The following is a 13,590-nucleotide window of genomic DNA, read 5'->3' on the forward strand; positions in this document are numbered from 1 at the left end:
GCATGACCGCACTGTCACGCGGCGCCCGCGCCCTGTTCCTGCTCGGCGCGGCCGTCTTCTTCGGACTGCCCCTGCTCTGGCTGCTCCTCGCACCCACGCGCACGGCCGACGACCTGACCACCGGCTCACCCCTCGGCTTCGGCTCGCTGGGCAATGTGGGCGACGCCTGGTCACACCTGACGTCGTACAACGACGGCCAGATCACCCTGTGGATCGGCAACTCGATCATCTATGCGGCGGCCAGCGTGGCCATCTCGCTGCTGCTGTGCGTCCCCGCGGGCTACGCCCTCGCCAAGCACGACTTCGCCGGCCGCCGGGCCCTGCTCACTCTGTCGATCGTGACGATGATCCTGCCCCCGGCCGCGCTGGTGCTCCCGCTGTACCTGGAGATGTCGGCACTCGACCTCACCGGCACGGTCTGGTCGGTGATCCTTCCGCTGTCCTTCTACCCCTTCGGCGTCTATCTCGCCTTCCTGCACTTCCAGGCGAACCTGCCCGACAGCCTGCTGGACGCCGGACGCGTCGACGGGGCGAGCGAGCTGCGACTGTTCTGGTCGGTGGCGGTACCGCTGGCCCGCCCCGCCATCGCGCTGATCGCCTTCTTCGGCTTCGTCCGCTGCTGGACCGACTTCTTCCTGCCCTTCGTGATGCTCTCCGACGACCGCACCTTCACCCTCCAGCTCGGCCTGATGTCCCTGCTGCAGTCCACCGGCGCGGTCAACAACTCCAGCGGCTTCGCCGACCTCGACATCCACCAGCCGGAGGCGGCCCTGGCCGGACTCGTGGCCTGCGCGCCACTGCTGATCGGATTCGTCCTTGCCCAGCGCTTCCTGCGCACCGGGCTGCTGGCCGGGGCGGAGAAGGGCTGATGGCCGACGACGCACACACCGAACTGACCTCCCAACTCAGCGACTTGATGGATCCTCTGGTGTCCCGCTTCAGCGAGGGCCGGGCGCGTGTACGGCTCGGCGTGAACACCGCGATCCACGACGACACGGCCGCCGAACTGGAGGCGTTCGCCCGGCCGTTGTGGGGACTGGCGCCCCTCGCGGCGGGCGGACAGGCCGTACCGCACGGCGAGTTGTGGGTCCAGGGGCTCGCCCACGGCAGCGATCCCGCGCACCCCGAGTACTGGGGCGAGCCCGTCGACCACGACCAGCGCATCGTCGAGATGGCCGCCATCGGCTTCGCGCTCGCCCTCGCCCCCGAGCAGTGGTGGGACCCGCTGACCGGCCCCGAACGCGACCGGCTCGCCCGCTGGCTGCTCAGCGCGCTGCCCCGGGAGACCACCGACAACAACTGGCTCTTCTTCCCGGTGCTGATCAGCCTCGGCCTCGACCGGGTGGGGGTGCCCTACGACCGCTCGCTCATCACCACACGCCTCGACCGCCTGGAGACCTTCTGGCTCGGTGACGGCTGGTACGCGGACGGCCCCACCGAACGCCGCGACTACTACGTCCCGTGGGCCATGCACTTCTACGGGCTGCTCCACGACACGCTGACCGGCGGGGACCGCTTCAAGGACCGGGCGGCCCAATTCGCCGGCGACTTCCGGCACTGGTTCGCCGACGACGGTGCCGCCGTCCCGTACGGCCGCAGCCTCACCTACCGCTGGGCGCAGGCCGCCTTCTGGGGCGCGCTGCCGTTCGCGGGCGTCGACGTACTGCCGTGGAGCGCGGTGAAGGGGTACCTGCTGCGGCATCTGCGCTGGTGGCAGGGGCGGCCGGTGACCGGGCCCGACGGGCTGCTGTCCGTCGGGTACGGCTATCCGCAGCCGGCGCTGGCCGAGCAGTACAACGCGCCGGGCTCGCCCTACTGGTCGCTCAAGGCGTATCTGCCGCTCGCGCTGCCCGAACAGCACGCGTTCTGGACCGCGAAGGAGGAACCGGCACCCGCCGACCTGCTCGCCGTCAGCGCCCAGCCGCACGCCGGGGCCGTACTGATGCGCACACACGGCGACGTCACCCTTCTCGCCGGGCGCCAGCACCACCCGTGGGTACGCCATGGCGCCGAGAAGTATGCCAAGTTCGCGTACTCGACCCGCTTCGGCTTCAGCCTGCCGAACGGCACGCTCGGGCTCGAACAGGGCGCGTACGACTCGATGCTGGCGCTGAGCGACGACGGCGGGGCGCACTACCGGGTGCGCGAGGAGCCGGCCGCGCACTACGTCAGCGACGACACGGTCCTCAGCACCTGGCACCCGTGGCCCGACGTGGAGATCACGACCTGGCTGACGGCCGCCGCACCCTGGCACGTGCGCACCCACCGCGTCCGCACCGCTCGCGCCCTGCACACCGCCGAGGGCGGCTTCGCCGTCGACCGGGACGCGGGCACGGACCGCGAGACCGGTCCGGGACAAGCACGGGTAACGGCCCCCGCGGGACTGACCGGCCTGCGCGACCTCGACGGCCGGCGCGAGGGCGAGGTCGTCGACTGCCTGCCCGGCACGAACGTCCTCGCACGACGCACCGCCCTGCCCGTACTCGTCGGCCGACTCCCACCCGGCGAGCACTGGTTGCGGTGTGCCGTGCTCGGTGCCCCGACCGGAAGCGAAGCCGAGACGGCGTGGCGAGAACCCCGGCCCCTCACCCATCCGGCGACCACCGCGCATCTCCCGACCACCACACACCCCTCGACCACCGCACATCCGACGACTGGAGACGGGCCTTGAGACTCAGACATCTGTCCGTACTGGGCGCCACGGCCGCGCTGCTGACCACCCCGGTGCAGGCGCAGGCGGCACAGTCCGGCCACACGTACCACGTCGCCCCGCAGGGCAGCGACCACGCCCACGGCACGCAGGCAAGCCCCCTGCGCACCATCGGCGCCTGCCTCGACCTCGTCCGCCCCGGCGACACCTGCCTGATCCACAAGGGCACCTACCGCGAACAGCTCACCCCTCCCTCCGGCACCGAGGGTGCCCCGGTCACGATCGCCGCGTACGGCGACGGCCCCGTGAGCGTCGACGGAACCGAGAAGGTGACCGGCTGGAAGGACGCGGGCGGCGGACTGATCGCCGCCGACACCGACCTGCCGCCCGACCCCGACTTCAACGCGGTGTTCCTGGACAACGCCCGTGCGGCGGAAGGCCGTTGGCCCAACTCCGGCGCCGATCCGCTGAACGCCACCTGGGCCGAGGCCGACACCACCTCCACCGACCAGCACATCGACGACACGGATCTGCCGGACGCCGACTGGACGGGCGCCACCGTGCACCTGTGGGCGGGCTCCAACCCCTGGGCCCAGCAGACCGGCACCGCCACGGCCTCGGCACCCGGCAAGCTGGACTTCAAGGGCGGCAACTACCGCTGCACCCCGCTGTGCATGGGCAACCAGCCCTACCGCAACTACTACCTCGTCGGGTCGAAGGCCGCCCTCGACCAGCCGGGGGAGTGGTACTACGACAAGGCCGCGCACCGGCTCTACCTGGTCCCCCCGAAGGGCGGCATCGCCAGACACACGGTGACCGCCAAGCACCGGCTGTGGGGCGTCGACCTGAGCGACAGCTCGTACGTCACCGTGCGCGGCCTGGACCTGTGGGGAACCTCGCTGCGCACGGGCAAGTCCAGTACGGGAGTCGTGGTCGACCGACTGCACGCCACGTACATCTCCGAGTACTCCACCCTGCCCATGCCGCCGGACAGCGACCTCGCGACCGAGCCGGCCGAGGGGCACATCGTCGCCTCCCGCATCCTCGACTCCGGCGTCCAGGTCCTCGGCACCGGCAACACCCTGAAGAACAGCGAGATCGCCCAGTCGGCCGGTGACGGCGTTCTGGTACGCGGCAACGGCAACACCGTCACCAACAACTACATTCACGACGTCGGCTGGATGGGCAGCTACACCCCCGGTATCGAGATCAACGGCAACGGCCACACGGTCACCCACAACACGATCCGGCGCACCGGACGGGCGGCCATCGACACCGCCTACCAGATCAACGGCACCGAGTACCACGACAACCGCATCGCCTACAACGACATCTCCGAAGCGATGCGCACCTCCCGCGACGGTTCGCCCTTCTACGTGTGCTGCTACCTGAACGGCACCGGAAGCTCCATCGACCACAACACCGCGCACGACTCCAGTGGCCAGAACGGCTACTACGTCGACAACTACTCCGGCCACTTCAAGCTGCACCACAACGTGGCCTGGAACACCGGTGCCCGGGGCGTCTACTTCAACGGCCACACCGGCCCCAGCATCGCCAACGAGGACCACAACTCCAGCTACGGCGTGGGCATCGGTACCGCCTCGTCCGCCCTCGGCGGTGCGACGGACGCGTCTGGCTCGTACTTCAGCAACATCATCGGTCCCAAGCCGGTCACCGCGACGCAGACCGGCAACCCGCTGCCGATCGTCCGTTCCAACCTGATCAGCGCCACCCCCGGCTACACGAACGCCGTCAACGGCGAGCTGTGGCTGACGCCCGGGTCACCCGCCATCGACGCCGGCGAGGTGGTCGACGGCATCACCACCGACACCCTGGGCACGGCCCCCGACCAGGGCGCCTACGAGTACGGCGCACCCATCTGGTCCACCGGCTGCGACCTGCCCGGCTGTCAGCAGCGGGTACGGCACGGCAACTGGAGTGCCACCGCAAGCGACGGAAGCAACGCCGCCGTCACCGTGGACGGCGACATCAACACCCGCTGGACGGGCACTGCCCCGCAGGCCGCCGGCCAGTCCCTCACCGTCGACCTCGGCGAGAGCAAGACGTTCAACCGGCTCTCCCTCGACGCGGGCCGCGACACCGGCGGCCAGCAGCCATACGGCTTCACGGTCTCCGTCAGCGGTGACGGCACGCACTGGGGCGAGCCTCTCGCCCGTGTCTCCGGCCGCTCCTTCACCCAGGACGCGGTGTTCCCCCAGCAGACCACCGCCCGCTATGTGCGGATCACGCTCACCGCGAGCGGACCCACGCCCTGGGTCGTCAACGACATCCGGCTGTACGGCGCTGGGCCCGACGCCGCTTCGACGCTCCAGGCCGAAAAGGCCACGACCGTACACGGGATGGGGCGCGGCACAGCGGCCACCGGAGTCCTCAGCTCCGGCGATTGGGTGGCCTTCCGCAAGGCCAACGTCGACGGAAAGCACCTCACCGCACGACTCAACTCCACCTGCACGAAGGGCTGCTCACTCCAACTGCGCCTGGACGCGCCGGACGGCCCGCTAGCCGCATCGGTGCCCGTCACAGGCAAGGGTGACTGGCAGGAGCAGACCGTGACCCTGAAGCGCGAGGTCACCGGCACGCACGACCTCTACCTCGTGGCGAAGGGCACGAGTCGGCTCGCCGCGCTCGACTGGCTGACGATCAGGCCCTGACCCCCGACGACCGGCCGGGCAGCGGGATACCGAACCCCGCTGCCCGGCCCCGCCGAATCCGTATCCACGACCAGAAATGGGAGGCAGCCAGGTGACCGCGCCAACAGGGAACGGGATCTCTCGAAGAGGTGTGATCGGCACGGCAGCCGCGGTCGCCGCCGCCGGCTGGACAGCAGGGTCCGGCACCGCCTGGGCGGCGCCACGGTCGCCCGAAGGCGCGGAGGACGTGTACGAACGCATGGCCAGAGCCGCCGCCCTGCGCTGGCGGCGGCTGCCCGGCGACTGGAAGGACGGCCCCTTCCTCGGCAACGGTCTCCTCGGGGTACAGGTCTACCGAGGCGCGACAGCCAACTCCCTAAAGGTCATGGTCAGCCACAGTCAGGTGCAGGACCAGCGACCGCAGTGGCGTGCCCCGTACGGCTTCTCCCGTCTGCCCATAGGCCATTTCGACCTCACGCTCGCCGGTGAGGTGACCGGAGTCGACTGGACCCTGGACCTCTGGGACGCCGAACTGCGCGGCACCGTCACCACCACCCGCGGCAGCGTCCGCTTCTCGATGCTGGTGCACAACGCCCGCACCGCGCTGCTGATCTCCACCCGGCCCAGCGCCGGCGAGGAGACCGCGGCATGGTCGTTCACGTGGCTGCCCGCCATCTCGCCCCGCGAGAAGGACAAACCCGCCGACTACACGGGCAACCCGGACCCCCGCACCGGATCCGCCGGCGCCACCCACTACGTCGAGCAGCCGCTGATCGCGGGCGGCGGATGGACCACCGCCTGGCGCGAACGGCGCGTCGGCAGCGGCAGGTTGCTGGCCGCGCACATCGTCTACGGCTTCCCCGAGGACCTCTCGCGCACGACGCAGCGGGCCGTCACCGAGGTAGGGCGCACGCTCTCCGCGGACCCGGACGACCTGGTGCGCGTCCACCGCGCCTGGTGGCACCGCTTCTACCGGCGCAGCTTGGTCTCGGTCCCGGACAAACGCATTCAGGACTTCTACTGGATCCAGCTCTACAAGGCCGCCTGCGCCACCCGGGCCGGCGGGCCCTCTATGTCGGAGTGGGGGCCGTGGTACCCGGAGACGGGCGGCAGCTGGAGCGCCGTCTGGTGGAACCTGAACGTGCAGATCGCGACGTGGCTGATCCAGGGATCCGATCACCCCGAACTCGACTCCGTGACCTCCACCTTCAAGAGCTTCGAGAAGTACCTGCCGCAGTCCGTCCCGCCGGAGTACCAGGACGGCGCGACCTACGCCCTGGCCCACCCCTCGGACTGGATGCTGCGCCCCGGCGCCAAGACGGTCGGCATCCCCGGCACCTCCACGAAGACCGACAACAACGGCAACCTCATCTGGGCCATGCACAATGTCTGGCTCAGCTACCGCCACAGCATGGACGTGTCGATCGTGCGTGACGTCCTCTACCCGATCCTCGTGAAGGCGGTGAACTTCTACGACCACTTCCTGTACGAGGGCAGCGACGGCAAGCTGCACCTGCCGCTCACCCGGTCGCCCGAGTGGGCGGACGCCACCGACTGCACCTACGACCTCTCCCTGATCCGCTGGGGCTGCGCCACCCTCCTCGACTGCCTGCGCATTCTCCGCACGGACCATCCGCGCGCCGGACGCTGGCGCGAGACCCTCCAGCGCCTGGTGGAGTACCCGCGTGACGAGACCGGCATCAACATCGGCGCCGGCAAACCCCTCACCGAGTCGCACCGGCACTTCTCGCACATGCTGTGGCTCTTCCCGCTGCACGAGCTGAACTGGGACCGCCCCTCCGACCGGGACACCATCCGGACGACCTTCGACCACTGGGTCAAGGACCGCAGCCTGTGGGCCGGTTACAGCTACGCCGCCGCGTCCTCGATGGCCTCCCTGACGGAACGACCCGAGGACGCCCTCGACTTCCTCACCTACTTCACCGACGGCAACGTCATCAAGAACGCGTGGATGACCCCGAACACCATGTACGTGGAGGGCGGCAACCTGGCCGTCGAGAGCCCCCTGACGGCGGCCCAGTCCGTCCTCGACATGGTCGTGCAGAGCCACGGCGGAGTCGTACGAGTCCTCCCCTCGGTATCGCGCCGCTGGCCCGACGTGTCGGTCCAAGCCCTGCGTACCCAAGGCGCGTTCCTCGTCGACGCCGACCGATCAGATGGCCGTACCCGATGGGTGCGCGTCCACAGTGAGGTGGGCGCGCCCCTCGTTCTGGACCACGGCATCGACGGTGCCATCGACGTACGGGACGAACGCGGGCGGCGGCTGCGGCACCGGGAGACGGGGCCCGGCCGCATCGAGATCCCGCTCGGCCGGGACGAAACGGCCGTCGTCCTGCCGCGCGGCACCGACCCGGACCTGCGTGCGCGGGATGTGCCGGCCGTCGGCGACGCAAAGCCGTGGGGGCTGCCGGACTGAGTCGTGGCAGTCACGTCGGCGTCGGCCTGTCGCACAGGCCGACGCCGAAGAGGCATGCCAATTCATCGGGTGTATCAACGACTTGAGCGGACTTGACGTTGCCTCGCCCGTTTCGCCATCGGCCGTGGTTGCCTTCCGCCCCCAGTTAATAGTCTGGTCCAAGTCATTGACTCCTCCGATGTATTGAGGTTGCCTGCTTTCCGCGCTCCCCACCTCCCCACCCTCACTTCACCGGAAAGGGACACGCCATGAACAGGAGATCCGTCTTACGGGCTGGTGCCGGTCTGCTGTCCGGCGGTGCCGCGCTCGCACTGCCGTCCGCCGCCCTTGCCGCCACGGCGCCCGCTGCCTCCCCGACCGACGGCTGGAGCAAGACCTCGTTCACCTACAGCTGGCAGAAGCCCTGGAACCTCGACCTCGGCGACCGGCACAGCTACAGCGGCGGCGTCGACCGCATGTGGGTGTACGCCACCGACGAGCCGTTCCAGGAGGGCAGCTCCACAGACCCGCGTACCGAGATGCGCTGGAAGGTCGACTACACCACGGGCGACCGTATGTGGGACGCCGACGTCTACCTCCCGTCCGGCACCGACGGGGCGTCCTTCGTCCAGATCCTGCGGAGCGTGCACCCCTCGAGCACCCCCGCCACCGACATCATGCTCAACATCTACAAGACCAACGGCGGCACCGTACGGCGCTACGACGGCACCGTGCTCAAGACGGGCGCGTACGACACCTGGTTCAACGTGAAGATCGCCCACGAGGCGAGGTCCGGGACCGGCACCGTCAGGGTCTACTTCGACGACTCCCTCGTCTTGACCGTCGACGACCGGGGCCCCGCCACCCGCTACTTCAAAAACGGTGTGTACAACCACGGTTCCGGCCGCGCCGAGGCCCGCTTCCGCAACATCCAGTACTGGACACGGTGACCCGTCACGCGCGGACGGCAGGCTCTCGCCTGCTCGGCGGCACCGTCCAGCTGACCCAAGAGGGCCTCTGAAAAGCCTGTCAGCGGGAAGTTGCCTGGTAACGGGGTGGTGGTGCACTTTCGGGGGCTGGAGTGTGTGAGCTGCGTACCCGTTGCTCGACGGATCTGTCCGATCCGGAGTGGGAGATCCTCTGTCCGCTGGTTCCGGCGGTCAGGCCCGGTGGTCGACCGGCGAAACACACGCGGCGGGAGATCCTCAACGCGCTGGCCTACTGGCTGCGGACCGGCTGTGCCTGGAGACTGCTGCCGCACGATCTGCCGCCGTGGCAGACGGTCTACCACTACTGGCGGCGATGGCAGCAAGTAGGCGTGTGGGAGCGGATGTTGACGGAGCTGCGTGAACGCGAGCGGGTGCAGCTCGGCCGTGAAGTTTCCCCGTGATCTTGGACACCCGTTGGTTATGCCGCGAGGGCGTGTTGATGCCGCTGCCTGGTCTCGGCCGGGGTGAAGTAGCCGAAGGTCTTGTGCTTGCGCAGGCGGCGGCGGTTGTAGAAGGTCTCGATGAAGGTGAAGACCTCGGCGCGGGCGGTGGCGCGGTCGGGCCAGATGCGGGTGCCGATCTCTTCCTTGAGTAGGGCCAAGAAACTCTCCGCGGCCGCGTTGTCGAAGCATGATCCGGTACGTCCGCAACTGTTCCGCAGTCCCAACTCCCTTATGCAGTCGCAGAATTGGGTCGAGGTGTATTCGCTGCCGCGGTCACTGTGGATCACGCAGTCGGGCTCCAGGTTCCCTCGGCCGTAGGCCATGTCGAGGGCGTCCACGACGAGTTCTGCGCGGTGGTGATCAGCCATGGCATAACCGACGACCTCGCGGGTGGCCAGGTCCAGCCAGCAGGCGAGGTAGAGCCATCCCTCGGCAGTGGGCAGGTAGCTGATATCGCCGACCAGCCTGATCCCGGGCCGCTCGGCGTGGAAGTCGCGGCCGATCAGGTCAGGGGCCGGCTTCGCCTTCTTGTCGGGCCGGGTCAACGAACGGCGCTCGCGCCGGGTGACGCCTCGGATGTCGCGCTCGCGCATCACGCGGGCGATGCGCTTGCGGTTCACCCGCCGCCCCGACGCCGCAGTTCGGCGTGGATGCGCGGGACACCGTAGGTACGGCGGGAGGCGACGTGCAGCACCGTGATCTCGTGCGCGAGCGCGTCGTCGGCGGCCTGCCGGGCATGGCGGGCGGCCTCGCCCTCGCGCCACGCGTAGTAGGAGGAGCCTGCCAGGGCTTCGACGACCGGTGAACGTCGGTCGCCAACTTGCCCCTCGCCTCGGCGGTGAGGGCACGCTGCCCATCGATGCCAGCGGTCTTGCGGCCACTGCTCTGCTGCGTCACTCGTTTCACGCTGACCAGCGTGTTGCTGCGGCTGCGCAGCATGAGCTTCTGCAAGTCGTCGACCGCGGCACCCCCGTCGAGGCCGCCTGCCGCATCATCGTCCTCGAAGACCAGCTCGAAGAAGCCCAGCGCACCAACGCCGAACACCGCCGTACCGACCCATCAGTGAACCCGACGGCCACGACCTGAAACGGCTGAGACCTGAGGGCTCTCCCAGGAGCTTCGCGGCTGCCGCCCACGCATGCTGCCCGGAAGGCAGGCGTTCCGGGCAGCATGCGTGGGCGCGTCCTTGCCTTATGCTGCGGCGTGCGCGGCCCTGTCGCGTTGTGACACGGTCAGGTAGCCGACGAATCCGATGATCGCGGCCGTCCAGGCGAGGGTGACGGGCGACAGACCGAGGCCGAGGCCACCGCGGGTGTGGGGGAGTGCCATCCAGTCGGCGAGTGAGGTTACCAGGGGGCGGGTGACGACGTACGCGGTCCAGAAGGCGGTGACCGCGCCCTCGGGTGCCGAGGCGGTGGGCCAGGGCGGGTGCGCAGATGGTGGTGGCGAAGAGGGCGACCGAGCCCAGGTAGCCGAAGCCGATCGTGGCGGTCAGGCGCCCGCGGCGGTGCCGAGGGCGAAGGTTGCGAGGACGCTGCCCAGTAGAACCCCTCGCGGCGGCGCGTCCGGATGGTGTGGATGGACAGGGTGCGCTCGCTCGGGTACCAGAGGGCGAAGTTCGCGGCCAGTGCGGTGAGGAAGGCCGGGGCCGAGACGGCGTAGGGCCCGCCGAGGCTGGCGTGCAGGACGTCGGCGGCCATGGTGCCGAACACGCTGACCATGACGACGGCCGTCCAGTACGCCCAGGCGACGTAGCGGCTGAGCATGAAGTGGACGGCGAGGGAGGCCGTCAGGGCGAGAGCGCCGAGCGCGACCGCCGGGATCGGGCCGAGGGTTCGGGCCAGGAGGTCTGACGCGGTCTCCCATGCCCGTGGTCAGGAGCTTGACGATCCAGAAGTAGACGGTGACCTCCGGCACCTTGTTCGCCAACTGGCGTACGGGGGCGATGGGGTGGTCGTCGAGTAAGTGCTCCGCGGTCATGATCCGCACGACGGCACGTCGAGCATGAACGCAATCTGAATGGTGCGCGGGGCAGCGGCGGCACGTAGTACTGCGGTACGACCCGGCGGGTGTGGATCAGTCCCCGGTACCACCGAATCGGGGTGGTGTGGCGTTTGAACGGCGGCGCGCGCCACTGACCGCATCTGCCGGCCTCCTTCCCGACCGCCGCGAGGACGGTCGCCGACCTCGGCACGGTGTACTCCCCGCCCGCCTACACCACGACCACGAAAATTGCCGCGGCCGCCGAACCGGACGGCACGGGCAGCCGGCGTCTGTTGCCGGGCGCGCCGGACTCGTGCCCCGTGCACTACGACGCCTGGTGACCAACGGGGCGACCGCGCCGTCCGCGACCCTGCTGGCGACCGCCCGTACCGAACTGTCGGCGTGGGTGGCGCGGAAGGTGGGGTGACCGCGCCGGAGACGACGCGGGGGCGGGCGATGGTCACCGTCGCCCGCCCCCGCCGTGCCGTACCGGGCGGCCGTCAGCTGCCGGTGCCGGTCCAGTTCGCCGCTACATGTCCGAGCCGGATCCGCTGCGGATGGTCGCCCACCGGCACCGAGAGGACCTTCTGTCCGGTGGCGAAGTCGATCGCGGTGATCTGGTCGGCGCCGCTCTCGGAGATGACGCAGTCCTTGCCGTCGCCGCTGACCGTGGCCCAGTAGGGCTTGGAGGCGCTGACCAGGGGGTCCTCCTGGAGGGTGGCCCGGTCGACCACCGTCGCGTAGTCGTCCATCGTGCCGGCCACGCACAGCTTGGCCCCGTCCGGGCTCATCGAGAGGCCGTGGTGGCGCGAGTCGTTGACGAACGTGGTGCGGTCGTCGCTGGTCGCCGGGTTCTTCGGCAGGGTCTTCGTCCGGGTGATCCGGTCCGAGGCGAGGTCGTACTCGAAGAAGCCGTTGAAGAACGAGACCTGGAAGTACAGCTTGGACTCGTCCGGCGAGAACACCGCCGGGCGCACGGCGTCCGAGTAGTCCGTGAGTCCTATGGCGTCCAGCCGCTGTCGCATGTCGATGATCTTGACCTGCTTGTAGGTGGTCGCGTCGACGACGGTGATGTGCCGGTCGCCCTTGGTGAAGTCCTGCCACGGGGCGTCCTGCGAGGTGTTCACGTCGCCGATCGCCATGTTGTAGATGTACTTGCCGTCCTTGGTGAAGATGTTCTCGTGCGGCTTGTCGCCGGTCTTGAATGACCCGAGCTGCTTACCGGTGACGATGTCCAGGACGTGCACGGTGTTCGAGATCGACGCCGAGACCGCGACCCGCTTCCCGTCGGGTGAGACGGCCATGTGGTCCGAACGGTAACCGGACACCGGGAAACGCCAGTTGATGTTCCCGGTGGCCAGGTCGATGGAGACGACGTCGGCGAAGCTCGGCCGCGATACGACCACCGACGCGCCGTCCGGCGTGGTGTACATGTCGTCCGCGAACTGGTCGTGGCCCTCGCCGACCCCGTTGCGGATGGCCATGAAGTAGATCCACTTGATCGGGTCGGCGTTGATCTCCGCCATCCGGGCGGCCTTGTCGGGGATCACGTTGATCCGGCCGACCTTGGCGAAGTCACCGCTGGACTTGACGACGTCGGCGGTGCCCTCCCAGTTGTTGCCGACGAAGAGGACCTCGCGCAGGGCGGCGGCGGTCGAGGCGTCGGCGTCGGTGGAAGCGGCGGTGGCCGCGGTCGCCGGGGCGGCGACGGTCAAAACGAGGGCGGCGGCTACGGAGCAAAGGTGCCTGGATCTGAAGGCAGGCATGCTGCTCTCTCCTCTGGGTGGCTGAAGGCGTGGGGGCAGGGCGGAAGGGCCGCCCGAAACTGAACACCGGTGCATTCAGAGTGACTTACTGGAAAGTAAGGAAGAGGTGCCCTTCGCCACAAGACTCCGTGCACGACAAAATCGGCGGCGGGGGAGCACGGGCCGACGAGGGAGGGTCAGTGACGGGCAGGCTCCAGAGCGCCGACCGGCCGTTACTGCGGCAAGTCGGCCGAACGGCGGCAGGCCGAGCGCCGGGGAAGATTCCTGGACGCGGCGCTGCGACTGTTCGGCGGCGGGCCCGGCTACCGCGGGACCACGGTCGCGTCGCTCAGCGAGGCGGTCGGCCTGTCGACGCGCCAATTCTACGAGGAGTTCCGCACCCTGGAGGACGTCCTGGCGGCGCGCATCTGCAGATCAACGGCTGGGCCGAGGAAGCGGTGCTGGCCGCCTTCGCCGACGCGCGCAGGGCCTGCCTACGTTCACATCTACAACGGCAGCTCCGGCATCATCCAGCTCATCGTCGATCTGGATGGTTGGTTCTCCATCGACGGCAATGACGACAGTGGTGTCCTGACGACAGCCCCCCCGGTGGATCCCTTAGAGAGCATCTGATCAATGTTCAGGACGATGTGGGTGGCTTGTCCGTTTCGATTCGCCAGGTTGGTGTGGATTCTCCGGTGAGTTCTCGG

General features: G+C 69.2%; 11 protein-coding genes and 5 pseudogenes. 9 read left to right on the forward strand and 7 right to left on the reverse strand.

The annotated features are described in order from the left end of the window. The first annotated feature begins 2 nt into the window (after positions 1–2). The 6 genes from M2283_RS44850 (at position 3) to M2283_RS44875 (ending at position 9,110) form a co-directional block, all read left to right on the forward strand. Positions 3–869, forward strand: a complete 867-nt coding sequence (locus M2283_RS44850) for a carbohydrate ABC transporter permease (RefSeq protein ID WP_280882359.1) — start codon at positions 3–5, stop codon at positions 867–869. Next, positions 869–2,671: a DUF2264 domain-containing protein gene (locus tag M2283_RS44855; protein WP_280882360.1), complete on the forward strand. Its 1,803-nt coding sequence runs from the start codon at positions 869–871 to the stop codon at positions 2,669–2,671. The genes M2283_RS44850 and M2283_RS44855 overlap by 1 nt, the downstream gene beginning before the upstream one ends. Beyond that, on the forward strand, positions 2,668–5,325 hold the full coding sequence (locus tag M2283_RS44860) for a discoidin domain-containing protein (RefSeq protein ID WP_280882361.1): 2,658 nt from the start codon (positions 2,668–2,670) through the stop codon (positions 5,323–5,325). Before M2283_RS44855 ends, M2283_RS44860 begins: the two co-directional genes overlap by 4 nt. Positions 5,326–5,455: 130 nt before the next feature. Then, positions 5,456–7,741 (forward strand): glycosyl hydrolase family 95 catalytic domain-containing protein, encoded by a 2,286-nt coding sequence (locus M2283_RS44865; protein ID WP_280882362.1) that lies wholly within the window; start codon positions 5,456–5,458, stop codon positions 7,739–7,741. A 248-nt stretch (positions 7,742–7,989) separates the two neighbouring features. Further along, entirely contained in the window at positions 7,990–8,670 is a 681-nt protein-coding gene (locus tag M2283_RS44870; protein ID WP_280882363.1) for a polysaccharide lyase family 7 protein, read from the forward strand. A 131-nt stretch (positions 8,671–8,801) separates the two neighbouring features. Continuing rightward, on the forward strand, positions 8,802–9,110 hold the full coding sequence (locus M2283_RS44875; RefSeq protein ID WP_280882364.1) for a transposase: 309 nt from the start codon (positions 8,802–8,804) through the stop codon (positions 9,108–9,110). Between the two features lie 17 nt (positions 9,111–9,127). Here M2283_RS44875 and M2283_RS44880 read toward each other — a convergent pair. From M2283_RS44880 to M2283_RS52130, 3 genes and pseudogenes are all read right to left on the reverse strand, one after another. Beyond that, a pseudogene (locus M2283_RS44880) lies at positions 9,128–9,775 on the reverse strand (IS3 family transposase); the annotation flags it as partial. Next, complete coding sequence (locus M2283_RS52125) at positions 9,769–9,846, reverse strand: IS3 family transposase (RefSeq protein ID WP_432423221.1); 78 nt, start codon at positions 9,844–9,846, stop codon at positions 9,769–9,771. The pseudogene M2283_RS44880 and the gene M2283_RS52125, both read right to left, overlap by 7 nt. 176 nt (positions 9,847–10,022) lie before the next feature. Beyond that, a pseudogene (locus tag M2283_RS52130) lies at positions 10,023–10,091 on the reverse strand (hypothetical protein); the annotation flags it as partial. Here M2283_RS52130 and M2283_RS44890 point away from each other — a divergent pair. After that, positions 10,068–10,238 (forward strand): annotated as a pseudogene (locus M2283_RS44890) (MerR family transcriptional regulator); the annotation flags it as partial. The pseudogenes M2283_RS52130 and M2283_RS44890 overlap by 24 nt on opposite strands. 105 nt (positions 10,239–10,343) lie before the next feature. Here the strand turns inward: M2283_RS44890 and M2283_RS51790 are convergent. Then, positions 10,344–10,481 carry a hypothetical protein gene (locus tag M2283_RS51790; protein ID WP_348538973.1) on the reverse strand — a complete coding sequence of 46 codons (138 nt, stop codon included), beginning with the start codon at positions 10,479–10,481 and terminating at the stop codon, positions 10,344–10,346. Positions 10,482–10,498: 17 nt separating this feature from the next. Then, positions 10,499–10,918 carry a hypothetical protein gene (locus M2283_RS51795; RefSeq protein WP_348538974.1) on the reverse strand — a complete coding sequence of 140 codons (420 nt, stop codon included), beginning with the start codon at positions 10,916–10,918 and terminating at the stop codon, positions 10,499–10,501. Positions 10,919–11,293: 375 nt separating this feature from the next. Here M2283_RS51795 and M2283_RS44900 point away from each other — a divergent pair. Beyond that, positions 11,294–11,562: pseudogene (locus M2283_RS44900) on the forward strand (endoglycosylceramidase); the annotation flags it as partial. 73 nt (positions 11,563–11,635) lie between these two features. Here the strand turns inward: M2283_RS44900 and M2283_RS44905 are convergent. Continuing rightward, complete coding sequence (locus M2283_RS44905; RefSeq protein WP_280882365.1) at positions 11,636–12,901, reverse strand: YncE family protein; 1,266 nt, start codon at positions 12,899–12,901, stop codon at positions 11,636–11,638. A gap of 195 nt (positions 12,902–13,096) precedes the next feature. Here M2283_RS44905 and M2283_RS44910 point away from each other — a divergent pair. After that, positions 13,097–13,365 (forward strand): annotated as a pseudogene (locus tag M2283_RS44910) (TetR/AcrR family transcriptional regulator); the annotation flags it as partial. A gap of 21 nt (positions 13,366–13,386) precedes the next feature. Here the strand turns inward: M2283_RS44910 and M2283_RS44915 are convergent. After that, positions 13,387–13,590, reverse strand: a 204-nt coding sequence (locus M2283_RS44915; protein WP_280882366.1) for a hypothetical protein, incomplete at its 5' end; no start/stop codon positions are given.

It is taken from the genome of Streptomyces pseudovenezuelae, from assembly GCF_029892565.1.
Lineage (GTDB): Bacteria > Actinomycetota > Actinomycetes > Streptomycetales > Streptomycetaceae > Streptomyces > Streptomyces pseudovenezuelae_A.